Annotated in this window: 18 protein-coding genes and 1 pseudogene; 8 read left to right on the forward strand and 11 right to left on the reverse strand. The window is 55.4% G+C overall.

Going from position 1 to position 24,421, the window contains the following annotated elements:
- The first annotated feature begins 9 nt into the window (after nt 1-9).
- The 3 genes from OKW28_RS41590 (at nt 10) to dcm (ending at nt 3,939) form a co-directional block, all read left to right on the forward strand.
- Nucleotides 10-1,605, forward strand: a complete 1,596-nt coding sequence (locus OKW28_RS41590; RefSeq protein WP_429454068.1) for an ATP-binding protein — start codon at nt 10-12, stop codon at nt 1,603-1,605.
- Nucleotides 1,605-2,468 carry an HNH endonuclease gene (locus OKW28_RS41595; protein WP_429454070.1) on the forward strand — a complete coding sequence of 288 codons (864 nt, stop codon included), beginning with the start codon at nt 1,605-1,607 and terminating at the stop codon, nt 2,466-2,468. Before OKW28_RS41590 ends, OKW28_RS41595 begins: the two co-directional genes overlap by 1 nt.
- A 379-nt stretch (nt 2,469-2,847) precedes the next feature.
- Nucleotides 2,848-3,939, forward strand: a complete 1,092-nt coding sequence (dcm, locus tag OKW28_RS41600; RefSeq protein ID WP_429454072.1) for a DNA (cytosine-5-)-methyltransferase — start codon at nt 2,848-2,850, stop codon at nt 3,937-3,939.
- A 131-nt stretch (nt 3,940-4,070) separates the two neighbouring features.
- Here the strand turns inward: dcm and OKW28_RS41605 are convergent, their stop codons facing one another.
- The 4 genes and pseudogenes from OKW28_RS41605 to OKW28_RS41620 form a co-directional block, all read right to left on the reverse strand.
- Nucleotides 4,071-4,298: a hypothetical protein gene (locus tag OKW28_RS41605; RefSeq protein ID WP_429454074.1), complete on the reverse strand. Its 228-nt coding sequence runs from the start codon at nt 4,296-4,298 to the stop codon at nt 4,071-4,073.
- 79 nt (nt 4,299-4,377) lie between these two features.
- Nucleotides 4,378-4,713 carry a hypothetical protein gene (locus OKW28_RS41610; RefSeq protein WP_429454653.1) on the reverse strand — a complete coding sequence of 112 codons (336 nt, stop codon included), beginning with the start codon at nt 4,711-4,713 and terminating at the stop codon, nt 4,378-4,380.
- Between the two features lie 62 nt (nt 4,714-4,775).
- Nucleotides 4,776-4,892, reverse strand: a pseudogene (locus tag OKW28_RS41615) (H-NS family nucleoid-associated regulatory protein); the annotation flags it as partial.
- Nucleotides 4,893-5,250: 358 nt separating this feature from the next.
- Nucleotides 5,251-5,478 (reverse strand): hypothetical protein, encoded by a 228-nt coding sequence (locus OKW28_RS41620; protein ID WP_429454075.1) that lies wholly within the window; start codon nt 5,476-5,478, stop codon nt 5,251-5,253.
- Between the two features lie 820 nt (nt 5,479-6,298).
- On the opposite strand from OKW28_RS41620, the gene OKW28_RS41625 reads away from it, so the two are divergent.
- Nucleotides 6,299-6,529, forward strand: a complete 231-nt coding sequence (locus OKW28_RS41625; RefSeq protein ID WP_429454077.1) for a hypothetical protein — start codon at nt 6,299-6,301, stop codon at nt 6,527-6,529.
- A 73-nt stretch (nt 6,530-6,602) separates the two neighbouring features.
- Nucleotides 6,603-8,141 (forward strand): hypothetical protein, encoded by a 1,539-nt coding sequence (locus OKW28_RS41630; RefSeq protein ID WP_429454079.1) that lies wholly within the window; start codon nt 6,603-6,605, stop codon nt 8,139-8,141.
- A 635-nt stretch (nt 8,142-8,776) separates the two neighbouring features.
- Here the strand turns inward: OKW28_RS41630 and OKW28_RS41635 are convergent.
- Together OKW28_RS41635 and OKW28_RS41640 are read right to left on the reverse strand one after the other, a co-directional pair.
- Nucleotides 8,777-9,442, reverse strand: coding sequence for a hypothetical protein (locus OKW28_RS41635; RefSeq protein WP_429454081.1), 666 nt, complete (start codon nt 9,440-9,442; stop codon nt 8,777-8,779).
- Nucleotides 9,443-9,444: 2 nt separating this feature from the next.
- Nucleotides 9,445-11,139: a hypothetical protein gene (locus tag OKW28_RS41640; RefSeq protein ID WP_429454083.1), complete on the reverse strand. Its 1,695-nt coding sequence runs from the start codon at nt 11,137-11,139 to the stop codon at nt 9,445-9,447.
- 681 nt (nt 11,140-11,820) lie between these two features.
- Here OKW28_RS41640 and OKW28_RS41645 point away from each other — a divergent pair.
- Nucleotides 11,821-12,798 (forward strand): IS5 family transposase, encoded by a 978-nt coding sequence (locus tag OKW28_RS41645; protein WP_429449359.1) that lies wholly within the window; start codon nt 11,821-11,823, stop codon nt 12,796-12,798.
- Between the two features lie 258 nt (nt 12,799-13,056).
- Nucleotides 13,057-13,857, forward strand: a complete 801-nt coding sequence (locus tag OKW28_RS41650) for a hypothetical protein (protein ID WP_429454085.1) — start codon at nt 13,057-13,059, stop codon at nt 13,855-13,857.
- Between the two features lie 174 nt (nt 13,858-14,031).
- On the opposite strand, the gene OKW28_RS41655 is transcribed toward OKW28_RS41650, so the two are convergent.
- Nucleotides 14,032-14,352 carry a hypothetical protein gene (locus OKW28_RS41655; protein ID WP_429454086.1) on the reverse strand — a complete coding sequence of 107 codons (321 nt, stop codon included), beginning with the start codon at nt 14,350-14,352 and terminating at the stop codon, nt 14,032-14,034.
- 2 nt (nt 14,353-14,354) lie between these two features.
- Nucleotides 14,355-15,386 (reverse strand): hypothetical protein, encoded by a 1,032-nt coding sequence (locus tag OKW28_RS41660; protein WP_429454088.1) that lies wholly within the window; start codon nt 15,384-15,386, stop codon nt 14,355-14,357.
- A 304-nt stretch (nt 15,387-15,690) separates the two neighbouring features.
- On the opposite strand from OKW28_RS41660, the gene OKW28_RS41665 reads away from it, so the two are divergent.
- On the forward strand, nt 15,691-16,332 hold the full coding sequence (locus tag OKW28_RS41665; protein ID WP_429454090.1) for a hypothetical protein: 642 nt from the start codon (nt 15,691-15,693) through the stop codon (nt 16,330-16,332).
- Between the two features lie 186 nt (nt 16,333-16,518).
- Here OKW28_RS41665 and OKW28_RS41670 read toward each other — a convergent pair whose 3' ends face one another.
- The 3 genes from OKW28_RS41670 to OKW28_RS41680 all read right to left on the reverse strand — a co-directional run bounded on the left by OKW28_RS41670 (nt 16,519) and on the right by OKW28_RS41680 (nt 23,529).
- Nucleotides 16,519-16,923 (reverse strand): hypothetical protein, encoded by a 405-nt coding sequence (locus tag OKW28_RS41670; protein ID WP_429454091.1) that lies wholly within the window; start codon nt 16,921-16,923, stop codon nt 16,519-16,521.
- Nucleotides 16,924-17,119: 196 nt separating this feature from the next.
- A complete protein-coding gene (locus OKW28_RS41675; protein ID WP_429454093.1) occupies nt 17,120-18,604 on the reverse strand; it encodes a hypothetical protein in 1,485 nt (494 codons plus the stop codon).
- Nucleotides 18,601-23,529 carry a hypothetical protein gene (locus OKW28_RS41680; RefSeq protein ID WP_429454095.1) on the reverse strand — a complete coding sequence of 1,643 codons (4,929 nt, stop codon included), beginning with the start codon at nt 23,527-23,529 and terminating at the stop codon, nt 18,601-18,603. Before OKW28_RS41680 ends, OKW28_RS41675 begins: the two co-directional genes overlap by 4 nt.
- Nucleotides 23,530-24,421: the final 892 nt, after the last annotated feature.

Genomic DNA, 24,421 nt, shown 5'->3' on the forward strand with positions numbered 1-24,421 from the left:
AGCAGTCCCATGACCGAAAAACATATCAGCGTCCCCCCCGACGTGGCTCGCATCAGCGAGGGCCTACGAGACACGGGGTATGACTTCAATGCTGCCGTTGCTGACATCCTCGACAACTCCATCGCAGCTGGGGCTGACAAGATTCATGTTCGATTGGAGGTCGATTTCGCGGACAGCGTCATCATCTCAGTCGTTGATAACGGACATGGAATGACTGAGGAAGGTCTCGTCAACGCGATGAAGTACGGCTCCAGTAAGAGGGCCAGCGCCAAAAGCCTTGGCAAGTTTGGTATGGGCCTGAAAACAGCTTCCACGGCGTTCTGCCGACGTCTTTCGGTTGCCTCTCGTGACGCTGGCGCATCCCCATTGCTGCGCGCAACGTGGGACCTCGATGAGATGGCAAAACGGAATAGTTGGGACCTCGAGATTGCCGCCGCCGATGCTGCCCACGCGCAAGTGCTTGATGAGGTTGCCGCTGGTAGACCCGGAACGCTCGTGCTATGGGAAAACGTCGACCGAATAAACGCTCCCGACGGGCAGCCTATCCGGAAAACTGTCGACAAGCTGGCGTCAGGCCTCCGAGACCATATCGGGGTCGTCTTTCAGCGGTTCCTCGATGGCAATGACAGTCGCGAGCGCAACGTTGATATCAAGCTGAACGGTGAACCTGTTGTTGCATGGGACCCGTTTTGCATAGTCGAGACAAAGGAGCCTGTTGCCGAGAAGAAGATGGATGTCCGGCTGCAGGACGGAACGCAGACTTCATTCGTCGTGCGTGCCTTTGTGCTGCCTCGAAAGGAGGAATTTTCTTCTGACGCGAATCGTCTTGCGGCACGAATTTCCAACGAACGTCAAGGGCTCTACATCTACCGGGAAAACCGGCTTATCCATGGCCCTGACTGGATGAACATGTTTAAGCAGGAGCCGCATTACTCCTTGCTTCGTGTTGAGCTATCGTTCGACCATACTCTGGACAATGCATTTCAGGTGGACATCAAGAAGTCCCGTATCGAGCTCAATTCGGGGCTTTATGAATGGCTGCGCGACAGATTTCTCTCGGGGCCCCGACGAGAGGCTGAAACACGCTATCGTAAGGGAGCGGCCGGGGTCGCCAAGGGTGCGGCCGTCCTGCTGCACTCATCGGCTAGCAATGTCATCGAGCAGAAGGGTTCTGCCCTAAAGACTGCCGCAGTCTCCAAAGTCGACGAGACGACGGGCAAGGTTACGGTCAACAACAATTCGGGCGTGACCACGACGACGGTCCGACTTTTGAATTCGGAGGATGCCGGCAGCGCCCACGTCGTCACCAGTGGGACCCTTGAACATGGGGTGCTATGGGAACCGACTATTGGCAAGAACAGTAAGGCGGCGGTGGCCCTGAATACGGGCCATCCGTTCTACACCAAAGCATATTTACCCAACAAATCCAACAGTACGGTCATCCAGGCCCTGGATTACCTCCTTTGGGCACTTGCGCAAGCGGAACTCAACAACATTAATCCCGAGAATCAAGATGCGTTCGAGGAGTTCCGCATTGAGGTATCTCGCAACCTGAAAAAGTTGGTGGCTGACCTGCCAGACTCGGTTGAAAATGGGGATAGCTGATGTCCGAAGGGCTCGATATCGAAGCATTGCGTCGCAAGCTCGAGAGCAGGTTTCAGGTCGCTATCTACTCGCACTCAGAGACGGTCGACGGCGGGGACTTCAACGCGTTGCGGCCTTCGGAGTTGGAGCAGGGGAACGGCTTTGCCATCTTGCTTTCCCGAACGCACCGACAGTTTGAGGCTTCGTTTAAGGCTGACAATTTCGCAGGAGCCCTTCTCCGGGTCATGTCTGAGGCTAGCGAAGCTCAAAAACAAGCGTTTTTCCGTGCCAAAGGGTCTGCCGTGGCTTCAGGTGCACAGGTTTACGTGGCCATTAACGGCAACGACGGCGAGAATTGCATTGAACTGCCGGACCGTTGGGCTCGAGTTGAAATTGACGTCTCTCGCCGCTTCTCATCGGGGACGACAGCAGACGACACACAAACAATGGCCTTTCACGTCGCTTCGGCATGCTTCGCCTTAGTTCTTGCCCTGACAGGCACCGGAGAGGAGTGTCAGGATGTCCCGGATAGCTCAACGAAAGGGTTGCCGGAGGGAGCCAAACTGCGAGTTGAAGTGAACCGCTATGAGCGCAGCCCAGTAAATCGGGCCGCCTGCATCGAACACTACGGTCTTCGGTGTCAATCCTGCGGATTCGACTTCCTTGATATTTATGGCGATTTGGGGGATGGTTATATCGAGGTACACCATTGCACGCCCGTGTCAAAATTGGGGCCGGCCTATGTCGTTGACCCGATAAAGGACCTAATCCCTCTGTGCGGGAACTGCCACTCAATGGTCCACCGGACGGACCCTCCGATGCCCGCGGAGGAGTTGGGCAATCTGGTCAATGCCCGCAGAGCCGCCAGACTGCTGGACCAATGAAGACCACAGTTGCATTCCTGGCGAATGAAGGCAGGACTTGGTAAAGTGGTGTAATTTCGCAGACTTCGCGAGCCAGAGCGTCCTTTTCTCGCGGTTAGGCGCGGCCGCCACGCTGAGTTAGGTGTTTCGCGCCTTCAGGCTGTTCGACGGAACTCGGTTTGACGATTGTCGCGGCGTTTCCGAAGTCGGTGCCGATGACCTTTGCTTTCTTCTAATGGGCCGGCACGACTTCCGCGTCCATGTTCGAGGCGTGTGTTTTGGAAGCTCTGTTTGCAGCAGCGCCGAGGAAGGTCATTATTTTTTGTCCGATGACCGCCAGGAATCCAAGGGGAAGCAATCCTTTCCTCTGCCAATGACAAACAACTACTGAAAGCTACTCATGGCAGCATCAAAATTCACCTTCATTGACCTCTTCGCGGGCATTGGAGGCATCAGAAAGGGATTCGAGCACATCGGCGGCAAGTGCGTCTTCACCAGCGAGTGGGACAAGTACGCCCGCACCACCTATGCAGTGAACCACAGGGAAAACGAAGAGGACATTGCTGGGGACATCTGGTCTGTTCCCTTGGATTCTATTCCTGACCATGACGTCCTCGTGGGCGGCTTCCCGTGTCAGCCGTTCTCGCTAGCTGGCGTGTCGAAAAAGAACGCCATGGGTAGGACCCATGGATTCGCTTGCGACGCTCAAGGTACCTTGTTTTTCCGCATTGCCGAAATCCTGAAAGAGAGGCGGCCGAAGGCCTTCATGCTGGAAAACGTGAAAAACCTCGTTTCCCACAATCGAGGGCACACGTTTCGTGTCATCCAGCACGTACTCGAACAGGAGCTCGGATACCACATTGATTGGAAGGTCGTTGATGGTAAGCGCTGGACGCCTCAGCATCGCGAAAGGATTTACATTGTGGGCTTCCGTGAGGACGTCGGCTTCGAGTGGCCCGACGAGTCTACCTGGCCCGAGGCGGGTTCTGTTAGGCTTGGTTCCATCTTGGAACCGGAATCAACTGTAGACTCGAAATATGTCCTTACTGACAAGCTTTGGAGCTACCTGCAAGGCTACCGTGACAAGCATGAAAAGGCAGGGAATGGGTTTGGCTACTCCGTTGTGACGCCTATTGATACGACTCGAACCTTGTCGGCCCGTTACTACAAGGACGGGTCCGAAATTCTGGTGCATCGCGGCGTCGGACTGAACCCGCGTCGCCTTACTCCGCGTGAGTGCGCGCGACTTATGGGTTTCGAGGATAGCTTTGTTTTGCCAGTCTCCGACACGCAGTTGTATCGCCAGTTTGGCAATTCGGTAGTGGTTCCCGCAGTCAAGGCTGTTGCTAAGGCAATGGAACCTTATTTGAAGCAGGCTCTAAAGAAAGGCAGGGCCTCAGGCATTGCCAAGGTAACGGAGAAGCCCGAGCTAATTCTCAAGGGCACCCCGAATCTGCCAACACGACTCGTTAAGATTCCGGTGGTGGTTTGACTGCAACATTGACTTAGGAAAATCACAGTCATATCCCCCCTACGGAGACGTTAAACCAAAACTGAATCAAGTTTGGCTTCGCGCAATCACTCAGTTATTCATTAGGCACCTTGCAGGTCGTCGGAGTTATATCAACCCTGAGGACTTTGCGATAGAAGACGGTCAAATTCCTCGCGCGCGTCCCGCAGTTCTTGCATTGCTGCAGCGAAGCGCGCGAGTTCAAGCGTCGAGGGTTGAGTTTCCCCGGTGTCGCCGAAATGCTTTTCCAGCGCAGCTGATGCTGCTTGCACGTCCCGTGCCGCAGTTGCTATGCGCGTAAGTGCGATTGCCTCGGGCGAAGCGATGATTTCCTCTCTCATAACTAAATTGCAGGTACGGCGGCTGCCGCAAACTCGTCAGCGATTGGACAGTAGTCCGCTCAATTTGTTTCTCCATTCGTCATTGTAGATGCGGTAGCGCGAGCTGTATCACGTCCGCTTTATCGGCAACCGCCGCCATCTTGCGAGGAGCTTTCTTGGCTAGTGACTGCTTGCGTGCGGTGGCTACAAACTTCGACGCTTCCGACTTCGATACCGCCCCCGTCTCAGTGGCGGCCGGCTCCTTGGTCGCGGTCACCTTCTTCGTCATGGTTTTCCTGGCCGCAAGTTTCTTCGCAACGGCACCACTCTTGCCAGCAGTCTTCGGCTTACTAGCCTTGCCGACAGAACCAGCGTCAGTCGCAAACGGCGCAGCGCCATCAATCAGAAACTTGGCCCGGTCTTTGGCACCAGCCAACTATGCCGGCGCCCGACCACGACCACTCCAGCCCGCGCCAGACTTCGGGCTTCGGCACCGCCTGCAATCAAGAATCTATTGCAGTCTTTGGCTTCAGCAATCCAGGCCGGAGCGCGGCCGCGACCGCTCCATGTCGCACCCGACGTTGGGTCCTGATACATCGCCGGCTGCGGACCGCGAAGATAATTGCCAGCAGCCTTTGCTTTGCTGACAGGAGCCGGCTTCGCCGTCAGCGTCCCGCCATCTACCAAAAACTTATCGCGATTCTTCGCGCTTGCAATCCAATTTGGCCCGGGCACGCTTCGGGCGCGGACGGATACGCGTCGTCCGTAGGTGACTGACAAAACAGCAGGCGTGCCTCCTCGGGACACCGGGGGGAATGAGCGTTCCCGCCGCGCTGACAAACGGGTCACCACCTCCGATTTCGTAGCACGTGCGCGCCGTGCGTATGGCGTCGGCGTCGCCCGCCGAGAGCGTGTCCTGGACCGCAGGAGACTCAATTGCCGACCGTTGGTCGGCAATTTTCATGGGTGCGGCTTAGCCGCCCCCCGCCAGCACCCGTTCGAGCGCCATCGACTTGGCCGCTTCCTCCGCTTGTTCGGCCGTATCGAACACACTGCCCGACACATACACCCTGTGCCACTCCGGGTTATCAGACGCGTCACGGAAAATGCGAAAGCGCGCGCAGTAGCCACGTGGCGTAGCCGGTATCACGTCGATGTCGACGGACGCACCTTCTATCTGATGCCTTACGAAGCCGTCCATGCCACCCTCCTGACGCCTGCGTTGTACGCAGAAACCCTGACGGCTGGAACTCGTATGTCGGTCACCTCCGGAAGAAGGTGAAGTGGTTCGGGACGGGGCTTCCCCAGATGATAACGGACGCGTTGGCCGAGCCGTTGCACGATTCGTCACGTATTCCGGTTGTCGAAGCGGCTGCCAGCGAATCAAACGTCCATCCTCTTCCAAAATTGCACTGATGCATCGCAGGCAATAGAGCGCCCGCCGCACGCGTCCAGTTACGACTGGCGGCAGTGACAGCTGCCGGGAAACCACCTCAACGCCGCCGTTGGAGAGAAGATTTGCGGCCAGTTCAACGCGCTTGTCGGTCGAGCTCTCGGGCGGAGGAAATTTTTATTAGACGCGGTCATTGCGCGTCTAATGAATATGGATTAGTCGCGAACATCGAAACAGTGCGACTGAATGGTCGGCATCGAAGCGTCCTGACCTTTAATGCAACATTAACTACGTCGCTGCTCAAAAAAAGCACGACCGATTTTGTACACCTATCAGCTTGTAAGTATCGCAGATGTTTAAAGCGGCTCCGCATGAGTGCGGCATAGAAATTGCCTTTTGAGCCATAAGCTGCCGCACGCTCGCAACCGGTCGCGTCATGTCGGCTTTGTCGCAACATTCGGCGGAAATTTCTTTATATTTTCCTTGTTAAGTGAGACTTTCGAGGCTAAATTCTCACCAAATCTAGTGTGGCAGTGAGCACATTGGTTGCACTTATTAAGATAATCTGACCATGTCGTCGCATTACATTCGCGACGCCTAAAACTGACCTCCGACGAAAGGAGTTTGTATGTCAAGCGCAAACCATCAAAGCGACTCCTATAACGGCGCTGCAGGGCTTTCAGACCAAGTCGAGGCAGTGTATGACGAATTTTTGAATGAAGCGTTTCTCACAGAAAGTCCATGGGACATGAGTCAAAGTGAAGTCGATTACCTCCTCAAGACGAGGGGCATACCTGTGAATATAGACAGACAGCGAAGCCGCATTGCTGCGTTCGCCGCTCGACCGATTGAAGACTGAATTTTTTGCGCTCCCCCGACTGCAACAGTCCGTTAGAAGTGTCGGCCCTAGGCAGACTGCTTGGAGGTGGCGCATGTCGAATCAATCCTTTGCACTATTGGCGCTAAAGGGTCGGCAGAGAACTGTCGACCTGTCGGCGTATCAACGATGGATAAGTATTCGAGACAACATCGTTCGAAGCCGAATGGTAGTTCAGAGCCTTTTGCAAGCAAAGATGCTGACGAAGGACACGACATTGCTTGTCGTAGGTGCGGGTGCGGCCGGTGCCAGCGCTGCAATGGCCGCTGCCGCGAAGAAGGTACCAACGACGCTCGTCGACGCGAACCTTCTTCCGTTCTCGACGCAAACAGCCTGCGACACTCGCTACATCGCACCATGCGAATATGACTGGCCGCATTTAAATTGGAATTGGGAGCAATATCCTTCTGATTTTTTTCACGTCGCGGGGTATGAGTGGCTGGAATGGGCGCATTTCAGTCAGCAGAAAAGTCTATGGCGTCTTGACTGCCTTCACATGCTTGGGACAAAAACAGCCTCCGCGCATGCAGAAGAGATGGAAATCCAATTGGAGAAATTTATTCAGAGGCATCCCAACGGAAAGAATCTTCACTACCACGGAAATACGCATCTAACCCACACCGATTGGAATCGTAAGCTTCGAAAGCACGAAGTTACGTTCGACAGTCCCAATGCTTATGACCCTGCCCTACCTGCACTTTCACAGCGTTTCAGCAAGGAAAACTTGGCCTTAAGAAAAGGCAAATTTGATTTTTTGATTTTTGCCACCGGCTATGGCTTTGAGGCGACGACGTGGAATACGGCCATCAACTCACCCTATCCAGTTCCGCAGGACCTAAGCAAACCCTTCTGGTCAAATGACACGCTACAAGACAAATTCCTCGGATTCGACTCGGCACCGTCAGTGCTTATTATCGGGAACGGGGATGGCGCCCTTCAAGATTTCTGGCGCGCCCTGGTTGTCCCGTCAGCCGCAAGGACCGCATCTGAAGTACTAGCCGTTCTAACAACTGAAATCGATTCTGAGCCAGACGGAGCGCGTACACTCGAAGCCATGCACAGGAAACTATCATTGGCTGAAGACCAGGCTGTTCGGGCCCAATACTGGCACAGCTTGCCGAATGATAGGGCTCGCATCTACGAGGCGCTCGACCGCGTCTACTTCGATGCCATGAGCGAACTTTGGCAGAAATTCCCTGACCGTATGGCAAAGATTCTCCACGGACTGCTTAGAGATGATGCACCAAAGTTGATTACTTTGGTCGCGAAAACAAGGGTGTCACATAAAGTCTACGGATTGAATCGCTTTATTTTCCACCTGCTGAATTCCCGAGTTGAGAAATTTTCGCCGGCGCGTGTCAAGCTCATACACGACGAGGCCGCAACGCTCTCCGCGATGACCAATGGGGGGCGGCCATTTCGTTTGGTTCTTAGTCCCGCTGGCAAGACTCGGCACCAAAAAGCAGACGATGAATATGATTTGGTCATCGTTCGTACTGGCCCGAAGAACGCAGCCTCACCATTTGAAACTCCGAAATCCATATATAGGCAAGCTCTTGGGTGGGTGCCAGCACCTTACACGTCCATTAGCTAGCGCCTTCGACGCTTCGGCCCGTCACGTCTACCTTCTTGGACTCGCGGCACCCTTCCTCGGGTCTTGGCGCAATGCTATGTGTCTTTGTTTCTGACTGAGGCGAAGTATGTCTCGATGCAGGCGTAGTCTCTTACTCATTCAGTGACGACCGCGTAAGTGGTTTTGACGTTTTCAGCGATGATTGAATATGGGAAACTCCCTGCAAGGCTGTTTCTGAGACGTTCGCGACCACGAGCTTCATCGAGGCAGGCTGGCGCGACATCACGAACTTGCGGCGTCGCGCAACAGAAGCCACTGAATGGCACCGACCAGATGGTCTTGCGGCCAACGCTTTGCAAGCACGTTCACCGCGACTCTCGCTCCGTGGCTGTCCGGCGTAGCCATGCCTCCAATTCTCCCCCCGCTTTCTTTTGCGTCCACAACCGCTTGCGCGCATTCCACTCGCGTGCGACCAGTTCCCCGCCTATTGTGACTTCAGTCAGCAGGTGCTTCTCAGGAGTGGGTGAAATCTTGAGGGCAAGTTACTGGCACCGGCATGTCGCCGGGCCGCGACCGGTTGGTTCGAGAAGTTTGCCATTCGACCTGTGGCCAGGCTGGGCTACCCTAGGGCCAATTGCGAACTGATGGCCAAATATCTATCTTGGCTGGAACCTTAGCGGCAAGGATAATTGCTCTCCTGCACGTCCTCCTCCGAACTCATAGGGCGCGCAATGCATGCCAGTCCATCTAACTCCTCTCCGCCAGAGCTCTTTTGCCCTTTGAAGTTCCTTCATGACATCGTCGACGTCGGAGGGCTCCACTGCAGTAAATTCTACTAAGTAGTCGTATGGACCAAATACATCCAAACAACCTACTATCGTTGATGGGCCGAGAACTGTCTCCAACTCTTTTTTGACGACTTGTGCCGTACCAAAGCTGCCAGTTCCCATTTTCTCTTGCAACAACAATATGCCGCGCGTGAACGTTTCTGCGAACGGGTCTGTTACCACCCGGTTTAATGTTGTCTTGTTATCCGGATATTCCAGCACAGTAAGTGTCCGGGACAGTTGATTGCAAAACAATAACCGGTTATCGAGGACGGCCGTAGCGACATCAAAGAGAGTCCTGTAATCAAATCTCAAAAGAAATTGAAAATCTCCTTTTAGTTCAGCGCAAAGATGGTTCGTAGTTCTGGCTTTATTCGACTCGCTTAGCTCTTTCATGCGCGTCTTCGCGAGTTCATTGACCTCTTCCCTTAGCCTGTCAGGCGGACGCCGTTCGTCGTCGATGGCCACCGTCGCAAATATGTAGCAACGTGGCATGGCTACCTCTTCTCACCGGCGCCGCGCTGCGAGGCCCGCCCGTTCGTTGGTAAGTGTACGGCGTGCGAAAAGTCTAGAAGTGTCTGAGTCTCCGTAACTCCGACATCCGTTCGACGAACCGCTCGTTTCACCAAGGCGGCAAGCAGGCCCAAATTCATACTGTCAGCCATCGCCTTCGACCCGAAAATGCTCAGACTTCCCGGCAGTTCCACCTTTGCGAGCAGGTCGTAGTCTCCGTATAGCACCGCGGACGCCACGTCCTCGGCAAGCAACGCCTTCCGCACCTCGCCTGTTCTGCCAGGCCTAACCCGAATCAGAACGTACGCTGTCATACTTCTCCTAAGGAGGAACGCGGGTACAAAGACCAATAGAAAGATGGCAGCCCCCGTAACGCACAGCTTGTAATCGACCCTTTCGGGAATCGCTCCCAACCCAAGACAAATAATAGTCGCCACAATACTGTATTCTGGACCTTCGAGGAACCAGCGGTCACTTAGATGGTTTCCCCAAGCATTGCGATAGACTGGACCGAAAACGAGTTGAACAAAAATAGCCGCAAGCGATACCCTGAGGACGGCATCGAATATTCGCCCGTCGTTCACGAACTCCTCTAGTTTCCAGAACACCACAACCCAGAGAACGGTCATCAGAAAGCTATAGAAAAACTGGAGGACTACTGCGCTTACACCGAGGAGCGGATTGCTCGCCCCGCCGATAACCTTGACGGAAAGATTCCAAACGCTGAAACCGCTGTAAATGAAAAGACCGTAAACTACCGTGGACGCGCTATCCAACGTGTTGCTCACCAAGGCTGCGGAACCAATCAGCGGGGGTATTACGACCGATTCGAACGTGAGCGCCTTCAGCGTTCTTAACCATAGCAGTTTATCGTCGTCTTCGGCGCGGTCAGACTGACAGGAGAGCTCGAAAATCGTTTTGCGGTTGCCGAGATAACCCGCGAGAAATAATCCTATGCCTAACGAACCCATCACAAGCTGCCAAGTATATAGCGGAGGTGGCCCGGGCGGATTGAAGTTTGGCTCATTGTGATTTGCAACGGGGGCAAAATAAACAATCGTCCCGACTACCATTACCGCAAGAAGCACTAGTGTGACGGCGATGCTATTTGAATGCCCTTTGTCGAAGGTGTTTTCATCTTTCGTTTGATTTAATTTGCCAAATTTCTTTTGCAACTTCTCGAACGCAGCTCCGATTGGAAGTGCAAATAGTGGCGCGAATATCATGACGATGCCGAACGCCAAAGAAAACACGTCCAGGCCGTTGAAAATACTGCCGGAAACAAAGCTGAAACCTTTGTCGGTCAACCAGTGTATGTGACCACGATAATAAAACGCCTGCGTAATTTCATCGACGGCGCTTGGCAATAGGACGGCGGCCATCAACCCCCAACTCATCTTGTCTAAAGTTGGTTGAATATCTCGTTCGTCGACCGTCTGTTTCTCGCGCTTCTTTTGAAACTTCTCTTTGCCATAGGCGACTCCCGCTGCTACGGCAACAGCCATAAGACCGATGACAACGGCAGTTCCGACGGTGCCAAGCCGATTATAAATGGAAGCGATGAGGCACAACGCGATAAAGGGAGGCCCTAGATTAGTCAAAACATCAAAAAGCCAGACACAACAGTTGCAACGAGATTCGGGAGGCGCAGGCTGCCGTTCACTCTCAACAGCGTTCATGGCGAGTTACCCTTTCGTTGTTCAACTTCATCTTCGGGTGGCCGCGATTGAACTGATGAATCGTTCATTGCGGGGCAAAAAGACGCTTTTTTGTTATAGGCTTTTTTGGAAAACTTGCGAATGCTATTGTCAAGCATTTCGGCGACCCTTGAGTAAGTGCGCAGCTTCGCCAGTGAGTACGTCCTCGATACCCTGAGCGTCAAGCGCAGCATGCCTAATATCGGAACTTGGACCTCGCCGCGCGGGGGGAATGAAAGTAGTATCGGTCCCGAAGCCTACGGCGAAGGTATGTTCGTCAACGCGAGATTTCGTCGCTCGCGCAGACGATTTTTTTGGTTCGACTTCTCTCTGCGGGGGTACGAAGATGGGCTGGGAATACACCGACTTTCGACGCGAGGAGCTCTATAAGGAAGTGTGGGCGGAGCCGGTTACGAAGGTTGCGAGACGCTATGCGATTTCCGACGTCGGGCTTAGGAAAATATGTCTGGACCTCGAGGTGCCGCTTCCACCGGGTCGGCTACTGGGCAAAATTGGCTGCAGGCCGCGCCGTGAAGAGCCCGCCGCTTGGCACGACGAAGGGACCAACGACTTATCGCCGTTCTAGGGCAACACTGATTAAGTCCACCAATCTGGCACGTCAAGCGTTATAGAGATCGGATTAAACGAGGAAGGCAGAACAGGATGAAACAGCAGACGCTGGCGATGGCAGCCGATCAAGGTGCGGGTTTCGAGACCCACCGCAAACGCACGCGGCGCGACGAGTTTCTCGACACGATGAATGCGATCGTGCCATGGTCGCAGTTGTGCGCGGTGATCGAGCCGCATTATCCGAAGCGCGGCAATGGCCGCCCGCCAATTGGTCTGGAGCGCATGCTGCGGATCCACTTCGTGCAGCACTGGTTCAATCTGGCCGACTTCGCTTGCGAAGAGGCCCTCTACGACAGCGCCAGCCTGCGTCGCTTTGCCGGAATTGACCTGGGTTGCGAAGGTGTGCCCGATGCGACGACGCTGCTCAAATTCCGGCGCCTGCTGGAGACGCACAAACTGGGCGAGCAATTGTTTGCCGAAGTCGGCCGGGTCCTTCAGGCCAGCGGCATGAAGCTCAAAAGCGGCACCATCGTGGACGCGACGATCATCGGCGCGCCGAGCTCGACGAAGAATGAGCAGAAGGCGCGCGACCCCGAGATGCATCAGACCCGCAAGGGTCGCCAATGGTATTTCGGCGCCAAGCTGCACATCGGTGTGGACAGCCAGAGCGGCCTGGCGCACAGCGCGGTGCTCACGCCCGCCAATGTGCATGACAAGCATCCACTGCCGCAATTGCTGCACGGGCAGGAGCGGCGCGTCTACGGCGACAGCGCCTATGCGAGCCAGAAGGCACTGATCCACAGCAAGGCGCCCAGGGCGCGCGACTATACCAATCAGCGCACGCGCCGTGCGGGCGGCGAAGTCGACGAGGTGCAGCGCGGCAAGAACCGCAACAAGTCGAAGATCCGGGCGCGAGTCGAACACGTCTTCGCGGTTGTGAAGCGCCTGTGGGGATTTACCAAGGTGCGCTATCGAGGGCTGGCAAAGAACGCCAACCGGGCGTTCGTCGCGCTCGCACTGGCGAACGTCTACCTGTCGCGCAAGAAACTGATGGCACCGGTACGCCCATAGTGGGCGAAAGGCGGGCAAAGTGCCCGCCCAACAGGCCTGCGAGGGCCGAAAAGCAAGGGCTTAAGCTCGGCCTCATCACTTGGCGAAGTTCAAATCGCTGACACGTCGCCGATTTACCCGCTTGTTCAGCTTTGCCCTAGGTACGCTGGGCCGTTAGACGATGAATTCGATGTCCGATATCGTGAAAGTCTTGAAGAGGACTTACCGCATCGCCCTGCGATACCTAACCTACCCCTGCGGACCTCCCTGGAGGACTGTTTGCCGCTAGCCAAGCGAGTCGCGAAGAGGCTTGATGGCAAGGGGCGCGATGCTCAGGGATGGCGCCAGTGTGACGGCGCGGGCCTGATGTGGGTCGACGCATCAAACGCCAACGGCCTGCGCGCGGTGCTGCTACTCAATCTTGTGCTCGAATCGGTGATGGCCGCAGGCTACGCTATTTCTGCCGATGCTAAAGGCGCCACTCAAGCATTCGTTTCCGTGCTGGACCTCAAATTGTCGTTCAAAATTCGCGAGCGCAGCCGGCGGGAGCCTATGCCTCTGACGCGCGAACAACGACAGAAGAACGAAGAAGTTGGATTCAACTTGCACACCCAGCAGTACGAATATCATCCAACGGGCGAGTTCGAAATTGCGGTGACCGAGCCAAATAGCAGCTATGAGTTGGCGAAAATTGGCGACAGTCGAACCGCGTCTGTTGAAACCAAAATCGTGGCGTTCGTCGGCCGACTTCGTGCGCTCGCGGTACGCCGGAGCGTGAAAGCCGAAATTGACGCGAAGCGCCAAGTCATTGCTGAAGCCACGGCCGCGGAGGAGCGGCGCCAGACCGAATTACGAACGCAGGCGCTGGAGAGTCTCAAGCAAGTCGAAGAGTGGGCGGCCCGACTTGAGCGGGCAAATCGGCTGAGGAGCCTTGCCGACAAGTTCCAGGCCGAAAAACTCTCTTCAAGCGATGGTGTGATTGATGCTGACTGGATTCGCCGCGCTGCAGACTGGCTAGACCTGACGATACTTCGTCGCTGGCATGAAGTAGATGGGCCTTACGACGAAACCCAGATGTAGCACGGAACTGCAGGTCAAGCTCCCTCGCGCTTATTGCGCATAAGACGAGTGCATGGCTAGGCGTAGTACGCAAAGGCGCAAGCCGCGAGTACATAGGTGCCAGCATCGTCGCGAGCAAGAAAAAAGCCACCCCAAAGGCGGCTTGAAGTGCGAAATAGCGTTGGGCCAACGAACTTAGTTCACACTGTCTGGATGCGCAGCGGCGTCATACGCATCTTCGACGATGCTGCGCAGGTCCGGCCGAAATTCGAGCTCGCGCAGTAAGGTGTCGAGTGGCAGGCCATACTGCAGACCCAAGTCTGCGGCCATGACGGCAGCAACGTCACGGTTAGCCTGACGAACCGATTCCGCAGTGCTGTAGCCTGAGACAAACCCCAGCACGAATTCCGGCTTGTACCGCGACATCGTGAACGCGTCGGGCGCCTCGCCGGCCTCGGCGCCGGTCTCGAAGCCAATCTCGAGCAGCGATTTGGGCTTTTGCGGTTTCTTGACCATGATTACGCCTCCAGCGGGAACTGCTTTGTCGAGGGGTTGTACCCGCGGGCAAGCGCCAGATGGAACAGCTTTTCCGCGCGCTCCTTGTTGGGACGCACGACATCGGAGAACTCATCGCGCTCGTGACCAGCCGGCAGGGGCAGGTAGTAGTGGGATGCAATTAGGGCGGCCGGCCCATCGCCTAGCGCTGCTGCGCGCAGGTACATGGCGAGAGCCGTGCGCTTGTTACGCGGGACTTTGTTGCCATTGATGCTGAGCCAGGCAATCACCTTGTACAGCTCAATGTAGGAGTCGCGAGCGAGGAACTTTTCCGTGAGTGCGGTATGCGCGAGGCCCCACGCACGGCCGTGGTTTTCGTCGCCCCAGCCAAAGGCGAGTGCCTTGGCGAGCGAAACCCGCGCATAGTTGAAGCCTCCAGCGACAAGGGCCTCAAGCATGCGCATGCCGATTGCCGCAGCCGGGTTCGTCCGCTGGTTCACTAGGTAGGTCGCGACGATGCCTGCCTCGACTTGGATGCGCTCGGTCCACGCTTTGTCGCTGAAGCGGATGTTGGCGAGGAAAAGCTTCACGTCTGCTTCGCTAGGCACGCGCGGGAGCAGTTGCAGGAGCTGTAGCAGCTGCAGGCAGAATTTCTCCGTGCCGGTAGATTGGCCTTTGGCCTGCGACTCGTAGTACAGCGCGACGCTTTCCTTCGGGCGCCTTGCCGAAGGCTGCCAGCGGCTCATCAGCTGTGCGGCCGTATTTGTGTCGAGGGGGTGACCGTGCTCGGCGAAGAATTCGCGCAGCCGTTCGGCTTGTTCCGCGCGACGAACAACGAAGGCTTTGTGCCCGCAGTCTTCATCAAGAGGCGTCGGCTCGACCTCGGAGGAGTACGCCGTTGCCATGTCGCGCCACGAGCGCAGACTGCACAGGACATACGCCGTGGTGTCCTTGGCGGGCGGCAGTGCTTCGGCATTCGGGAACATCTCGGCGAGCAGCTTCGCTAGGCGCTTGTGTGCCTGCGCTGGGATGTGGCTATCTTTGAAAATCATCATGACGGACCTCTCGTGTACAGACGCAAACAGATAGGGTCTCGCGAGACTCGCGAAACCGACCAAGGTGCAGGTTGATTAGCTCAACCCGGGCTCGGTGTGCTGTTTGCGTTGCCGAAAGGCCGAATGGACGCACGTGGCCGGCCAATAATGGCCACGCTCCTCAAAGAACCCGTGCAACATCAAATAGCCCGGCGAGGGCCGCCTCGTGGCGGGAAGCCAAGAGGTCTGACGCGCTCCGAAGCACGGTTTCGTCCGTCAATATACTGAACCAGGCATGTGCGCGTCAAGTCGCTTTGCGTCGGGCATGCGCGGCAATACTCTGCCGAAGAAGGTCTCTCGCCAAGCACGATTCTTCGCGCAGCTGTCTTCAAAAAACGATTGCGCGAGCTCGAAGTGTCGTGCTGTAATGGGCTCCTTCGCAGCAGCCTCGCTGCGATGTGACGAGTTGACCACCGAGCATACTAAGAAGTGGCGCCGAGTCCGCGTGTCTCACGACGCGGACAACCTACCGGCGAGCCAACGCATCCCTTTGAAAAACCTGGCCAGCAGTGTGGCCGCTGCATTGCGGTTGCCACCGAATGCCTGGCTGTTTGCCCACGCTACGGAGCACATCATGGCTGAACTGTTTGGAAAGGCACGACTGTCTATTACTCGAGAAGACACTGGCAAGAAGACATCCATCACCTTGACCCCGAAGAATTTCGGCGGGCGCGAAGATGGGGATGCCCACGAAAACGATGGTCAATACTGGCTAGAAGATGCGCGGTATGTCACACGTCTGACGGCGTTTGACGAATTCGATTACCAGGTAACGTGGGAGGCGGAGGCCTACGGTAACACCGTGCGTCGAAACGTGCTCACGGCAGTCCCTTTGGACCCGGGAATCAAGATTGAGGTGATTGATAACAGCCTCGAGTTTTACGGCTCGCAGGTTCGCAACGAATAACAATGTCGAGAAGAGTCACTCATTCGTGTGGCAAAGCCTGAGCGGCACACGGCGCTCAGGCTCGATACGATGCAAAGCCAGATTTGTGCATCTAGGCGGTCGCTGAAGTCGTAGTCGCTTCTCCTGCCTGTAGACTCCGCCGCTTCGTACGCCTCTGCGAGCTTCCGCATCACCGAGTTGAAGCGTTCAGAGCGGGGTCGGCCGCGACGTCATCAGCTTCGTCGATATCACCGCAGGCAAACCGGTAGCACACCAGTCACGAACTGCCAATGACGTCGCATACCAGTCCACTACGGCATCAGTAAGAGCCTCAACGACTTCGTATCTTGCATCTTCCGCGAGAGCTAGCTCCGAAAGATGTGAAAGGTGAGAGCAGCGTTGATTCGCGGGTATGATGGCTCGAATGCGTGCGAACAGTTCGCGTCCGATGAAATAGAGAGAGTGCTCGTCCCTAGCTTTATCAGATGCCGCCTCGGCAAACGCCGCAATATCAGCAGCAGAGCCGAAATTTGCGCTTGCCCAATCGAGTCTGGCCAAGAAGCTATGAATCTTCTGGCTCTGCTTTTCGTCATCCCCACTCGATTCGTTCACACCCGGCGACGGCTATGGTTTCACGTTCTTCAAGCGCAACGCGCCGGCTGCGGCGGCTCGGACGCCGGCAGACGCAGTGTAATTTCCGGCATTCAACTGACGGGCTCGACAATGAGCGTAATGACGTCTTCGTGTACGACTCCTCGCCACGCGAATTTCGCTAGCGCGCAAATTCACCAGCCTGAGCGCGAAGGCGCTATTGTCTGGTTAAGCAAGGCATTGACTCGAGCTCCTCGGATTCCCAGCATGTCGTCTGCAATGCACAGGTTCTGCAACACATGAACTGCTCGAAGGGAGCTAAGTGACAGTTCACCTGCGAGCGTCGATGAGACATTTCAATGTGGGAGCAGTAGTGTTGCTGACCGTCCCAAAAAAACGCGGCGGGTTCGACTGTCGGTCGATAAATTGCAACTGGAACGGCCTTCCTTTCTGCCTCGCATGAACCGAAATTGTGATACGAACACGCATCGTACTCTGACCCGTCGAGCAGGTAGTGTGTCGACTGTCCGAGGATAATTACAAATGTATCAACCTTTGAGTGAACCTCACGTACCAGCTTGGCCAGCCTAGCTGTACCGGTGCTCCGGATGTACGTCGGAGAGCCGATGGCGGCAGAGGACGGTGCATCGAATTCCGTGGCTTCGGAAATCTCTGGAAGAGATATTGCCCGCAGCGTCTCCTCATGCAGTGCCGAAGACTGGTTTCCGAGTTGCCGTAAATGAAGTGGCAAGTTGACTCTGAGGTCCCTATACGGTAATTCTTCTTCGTCATTGCTCACAACGACCAGGCATTGGCCGTCATCCCGAACTACTACCAATGCAGCGCGAACATAAATACGAGGCAGTGCTTCGAAAGGACCTCTATCATTTACCGGGCGGGACAGCCACATTGCTCTAAAAACGGCGGCGACGGTATCTTCGGTGACGTAGGAAGGCAACTCGGTAGGATGTAGCGCGGATGGAATTTCGTTAACGACAAACTCTCTGGCTAAAGTATCGTAGATGTCGTTAGAGCACTCGATTAGCGACCCGGGCCGAAAGTACATCACCGTGTCTGCATCACACGGTTCCGAGCTTGAAAAGACCATTCCAGGATTCGAAAAAATCACGAGCCAGTTGCCATCAGAGATAGCGGCTCTTGCAACGTTATTTTGAGCGCTTTGGGCAATGCCGTTTACGTAGGTCCCAACTTGTTCAATCCATTCCGCCCATTCTTTCAAAAGCGGTGAGGTATCTACGTCGCCGCCTGCCTTCCAGTGCGCGATTCCGTCAAGCAGAAGTCGAACGACCTCCTGGTACTCGGTGATAGGCGAGACTGGCGCTTGCCGGCGAGTTCTGGTGCGGCGAGTCGGCACAGGTTTCCCGTATGCCTTAGCCTCAAAAATAAGGAGCGGCTGCTGCGAGTCCTTGTTGAATCCGAGATAGTCAATGTAGAGGGTTTCGTCGGAATCGATTTTCAGGCGAGCCTCCTCGGCAACGTCCGTGCCGCGACTTGTCAATTGCCAACCGAGGCCAGTGAGCATGTAATCGAGTATGTGGCGACGCGTCACGTGCTCCAATGGGCTACCAACATGCACGCCCGCCACACCTCCGCCTCCAATGGGAGCTGGGTTTCTTGCAAAGTCTGTAATTGCATCGTTTAAGGCTCGCTTGAACTGAGCTCTCCTTGCGTCTGGGGTCATTTCAGCGCCTCGGACACTTGATACAGTAGCCGTCGCGCTGCCGGCCAGCCCACTTCTGAGAAAAGCTCAAGGCAATCAATCAAACGTCGACGTCGGTCCGATTGAGCAAAAATTTGCGGATAGTCCGCAAGAGCTTCACCTACGAACTTGACGACAGAATCAATAGCCATACCGTCGGCTTGATATCCTTGCAACCTTCCGGCGCCGAGAAGGGCCCGAGTTACAAGGTCAAAGGTTAGTGCCGGCTCTGCCGGTAGCAGGAACTTAAGCAGTTCAATTAACTGATGGATGCTCTTCGAGTGTCCGGCATCGGCCACATAACCCAGAGTTTCGGATGCTTCTTCCAGGAACCGCGATTTTTCTGAGATGCTTTTTAGGCCTTCGGCATGTCCTCTGGAAATAAATGCGCCTGATACAAAGTACAGCTGTGACATCACCTGGTCGAGAAGCTCTGCGGATGCCTGCAACGTTGGCACATCTTGCGACTCAACGCTTCCCGTTTGCACATCACGGTAGTGCCCAGTAAGTACGCTTCCCGTCGCCTTCGCTATGTCTAGGAAGAACTCGTGCGTGCGAAGCCTGACGGTGCCTTTTTGTGGGTCCTGTCCACTCTGCCCAACTATCAGGAAATCTCGGACCGTGAAAGATGCTTGGCCCAGAGGCCCCTTGTAAGTGGAAATTTGTCCAAGCCATCGATGCAAAACAGCGTGACTCGCAGGGCGACCATGTCCGCACCATAGAACAGCCAGCGACGAGGCTAGAAGCGAAAGTAGCTCCGTATGTGGTTCATCTTGCGTGGATACACGGGAAACCAACTCAGTAACAAGGACCTCGCTGCACGCGGGGTCCGCATCGAGAACATTCGACAAAAAATTGCCAGCAAAGAGTTGCAGAACCCCAAAATTCGACTCTTGCGTAGCAATATTCTTGGCCAACTCCCACATGAGCTGCTTGTCGCTGCGCCAAATGCTCGTAAGGTGTTGTGCCACTTCCGCGCGGACTGCCGGATGGTTGTCACCGACAAGCTGCTTCAGTAGCGCACGGTCGCCGTCGTCAATTGCTGACGACGTTGCCAATTCTTGTAGAAGTGTGGCAGCGGCCGGGACCCTTGCTCCGACTGCATAACCCTGGAACTTTTCGAAGCGGGCTTCCTCTTCGGGGCCGCCTTCGGGCGACTTTGAGTTACACAGCGTCACGACAATGGCGCGGAGCGTTTGCCGCTGCTCACTGATGTCGCTACCTCTCTTGGCTCTGACACTCAGGAGGCGTTGACATGCGCGTGCAAGAACATCCTCCGCGGCGGCCACCGCAACGGGATGTACGCTTGCTTGTCGCGCTTTGCGAATGCTATCTAATAGACCGGTAACCCGGGGCTGCAGTTCTACGACATCATTGGCTGACAACTGCTTCGAACCGGCGTCGGTGTCTATCTCCTTTGCGACTTCATCAGCTAGCGCGAGCAACGTCGCCGTCTCTGGCTCATTCACTTGCACGCCAGTGCCTCTGAGATACTCCCACCGACCCAATGTGCTTGACACGACTTCGGTAGGGCTCCAGGTTGCACGTATATCGGCGTTCTGATGTGGAGCCTCTTCCGCCAGTTCGACTGCCTCAGCGGACACCAATGAACTCTTACCTATCGTTCCAAAAATCCCGCGCAAAATATAAGCGCGTGCAGTTGGCGGGTCGTTGTATCCAGAAAAATCGTGTCGAAGTGTTTCTTCTTCAAACGCCTGCCTCTCGCCAATCGAACGATTAGCATAGAACCTGGACAGAAGTCGAACAGCGTGCTTCTGTGTGCCGCTGCCAAAAAGGAAAGCGACATTCCTCGCAATTTCCCAATAGTCCTCGCCGAGGTTGTCAACCCGTCTAGCCAGACCATCGAATAGTGCGGCCCATACGACTGCAAGCTCGTTGATTGCGACAACTTCATCCGAAGCGCTGACGCATTTATCTCGGCGTGATTTTGCAATCGCTTCGGCGAACGCGCGCAGGATGCCGCCAATATCACCGTACGATGGCCGCTCAAAATCTATCGACGAGTACGAATTCCAGTCTGTGTTTAGACGTACTTCTCGGCTACCACAGATGATTGCGTTTTGGGCGACGCTTTCGTCCGCTGCCGACGTGGCTCTCTGATGTGCCTCAAGGGCCCTGACTACTGCACGCGTCGCTTGCGCCGGTTCCGTCTCGAGAAATGAGGGCATGGCCTCTTTTAACGAGTATTTCGCCATTCCATAGTCCTGTCGTGCAGTAGAGGAAAGTGACAGGACTTGGCTGGGAGAGATGTGCGTTCGCTCATCGGATGTGACGTCATGCCCGAAAACGGCGCCATAAATTTGTACAGCAAACGTCGGGTCTGCGTTGATGAAATTCGCGACTTTACGAGCGAGCCACGGAATTTCTGTGTGCGCATGCAGGACCATCCTTTCGGGCTCGAGTAAGCGCTGTAGGCATGCACGCGATGAATCACGGTCAGACGAGTAGGTGTCGCAAACAAGGTTAATTGCCGCGACCACAAGACTCGAAGCGCTTTGTGACTGGTCGAGCGCATAGTTGAAAAGCACTCTGCTAGCCACTCCTAGTTCACTCAAGAACGCCGAAGCGGGAGGGAAGCCAACCAAACGGAGCAGAAGGACCCGCAAAATCCCCGGCGCCAGGCTGGGACACTCTGCTAGCACCGAACAAAGCTTTACCCACACGGAGAGTGAAATCGTCGAGGATGATTCTTCGAACGCCACCCCGAATGCACCTACTATGTCGCCGAGCGCTCGCTGGACCCCGGACAAATCAGTGCTTCCTATCTCACGTAATACGCGACCAAGTCCCACTATGTCAGGAGTATCGCTCGGAAGCTCGCTGGCAATCCGAGAGACGACGGTCCGTGAAATTGGGTCAATTTGCGAGTCTCTTAGCAGCGAAATCACCAATATCCAGAATGCATATCTCTCTGCATCTTGATGCCAGACGCTCTGTAGCATGAAGCCTACGGACGGGCCGAGAAGAAGGCCGTAGTCGTTGTCGCGGGCCAGCTTCCCGCGTAATTCGTCAAGTTCGAACGGGTTGAGAAATAGACGACTCACTGCATAGTCGAACAGGACATGATGCCGATATCCAATATATCTCTCGTTATCCAAGAGCGTCAGAATGCCGTTCCCGACGGCATTTCTGTACTGGTCGGCATCGATTCTGGCCGCCAGTAGTCTCTCCAATTTGAGTGAGCGAGTCTCAATCATTTTCGAGACTACGTCTGCAAGGAAGATTTCGAGCGGCTCACCTACAGTATCGACGCGTGATTGCCAGTAAACCGCAAGCAGTTGACTCTGGCTTTGTACCGTGCAAAGTGGTTGTATCGCCTCGCTTTCCACCAGCTCAGCAATTAACTTCATGTTGAAAGGAACGGACGCAAGGTTTCTCACCTTGGGAGTACAACCCGCCAGGGCTGCTTGCAACTCCGGTGCTTGCGATATAAGAACGCTGACTTCGGCTTCCGTCCAAGGTGCAACGAGAAGGTGACGGACGTTATGAAATGATTTATCGCACATCCCATCGGCGGCAGGCTGTCCTGCGAATAGACGTCGGAGTTTCTCGCCTTGTCGCAAATCGAATGTACGAATGGACGCAATCACCGTCCACTGCATGCCAGAAGAAGCTAGCACACGCTCAATTAGAACGCGGAATACGCTTTCGGTCACACCACCGCGTGATGCGTCAAGTGCGTCAATGACCAGAAATCCGCGGCGGGCGCCTCCCCAGTTAGCCAATACATCTTCTAAGGAAGAGGTTAGTTGAAGCTCTCTGTCGAGCTCGGCCATATTGCTCACTTTGAGCTCATCAACAGCCAGTTCGACGACGTCATGTCCCGCCGTTCGAAGTCGGCTAGCGGTCTCACTTAGTACGCCACTTTTTCCAACTCCTGGTTCACCGATTACAAGCGTCGAACCCTCCTCCGCAAGTGCAACCAGCGAATCAGTGCATGGTCGAGAAATGTGAAGCGGCCGCCCTCGGAACTTAAGGCTCTCAAATCCCTCTAGGCGGCACCTCACACGCTCACTGCGTTGCTTGAGTCGTTGTATATCTGTTCTGAAGCCTGGAGGGGGTAACAAAGCGACAGACTCGCCCGCAGCAGTACGCAACTCTGACAATGCGAGACGGATTCGCGGAAGGTCGCCGCCGGTGCGTAGACGACCGAAGGTCATAAAGAGGTCTACTAGGGCGGTGTATGCATCGCTCGCTTTGTCGGGGTCGACGATGACGTCACGCAGTGCTTCCTCCGCGAGGAGTCTGTGCGCGGCGTCGGTGTCAAAAGTTACTACGCAAAACAGTCTCAGAAGTGAATCGACGTCCGTCTGTGGTGGCTCAATTCCCGCAGCGTCAACCCATGCAGCTTTTACCAGTCCGATGAATTGCTCGAGCGCGGACCGCCGATTGCTCGGTTGCGTATGCATAGGAACGTTGCCGCGGAACTCGTTAAGCGCGTCCGCAAGGTGGGCTCGCACCGGAAGTCCGGTTGACGGTCCAACCGCAAGAACGAGCCTGTCCCTCGCGGCGTCCGGACACCTGTCCCACCCTAGCGAACCCGAACCAGATGACGCTGCTAGCCAGAACCGTACAATCTGGCCCGCGACGCTGGCCATGGCGCTCCCCGGGGCGGCACTCATGCTGATGGTTGTTTTCGCCTGTATTGCGACGTACCCTTGCTCTTCAGTGGTCAGCAGAATGTCATCGACGGGGGCCTCTGTTTCGACGCGTATCGATGCTATTTTTGAATTGGGTAGGCCGATGACGGCTAGGGAACGCTCCCCTAGGCCCAGTGCGGCAAAATAGGCGCTTAGCCGGGCTTGAAAACTCACTCCTGCCTGCGTTGCTTGCCCGCCACCGGTTGAAAGCTGGCTTTGGTCGCCCGCGTCGCTGTCAGTTGTCATTAGATTATTCCTCGCAGATGCGTTTTTGTTGGGTTTATGCAATGCTGTTCAGCCGCTCCGATATTCCTGCAAGCTCGTACAAAGCACTGAAAACCCTTAAATGCTCGAATCATATAACAGCCGCATTTTTGTTGATTCACCTCTCCAGCCTTGGTAGGCAACTATCGGTTGGAATCGTTGGCGGAGGGGATATACACTGCTCTATCACAAGTCCTGGAACGGGTAAGCCGGACCTGTTCAACGCGTATGCGAAGAGGGTGAGCGAGCGTCCGGAAACGCTCTGCTGTAACTACCGGGTCGCCTTGACCTCATCCATCGAAAGGCTTCTCCTGAGACGGAGGGTATCGTGCAGACATTGAGCCTCGTCAGCAGACCACGAAAAGAAGCTCGCCGGTCTTGGGTTGAAGGCATACGCCTAGCCAACTCCGGGTGGTAAATCGGACTTTTTCCATATTGCCAGATACCTGACCAGCCCAGCTAGGGCAGGACGGCGCTATTGATTCAAGCTGTCGCGAACGGGGCCTCGCCCTGCCCAAGGCGTCGAAGTAACAACCACGGTGAGGTATCATCGTTCGCATCACTCACCAAAGGACGCCCAAATCTTATGTCCGTAGATTCCAGCTGGTATAGCCAGATTGAACATGAATGGGCACAACTTCGCTAGGGCGACCCCTCACTCGACGTAGAAAGGTTCTTCCGGCACGTTGTGTCGGCAAACAAGGTTGGCTTTCTTTCACTTGAATCTATCGCGGCTATTGCGAATGGCCTGCTCACAAGCCCGCTGTCGGGGGCGCCTTACCTCGGCCGGCGTCTGATTGAACGGGTTGGCCCTCACCGGCACCCTTCTCTTCGGGTTGCGCTTGCACTGTCTCTTGTCACCGAGACAGGTGGC

Source organism: Paraburkholderia sp. 40, assembly GCF_050434105.1.
GTDB lineage: Bacteria > Pseudomonadota > Gammaproteobacteria > Burkholderiales > Burkholderiaceae > Paraburkholderia > Paraburkholderia tuberum.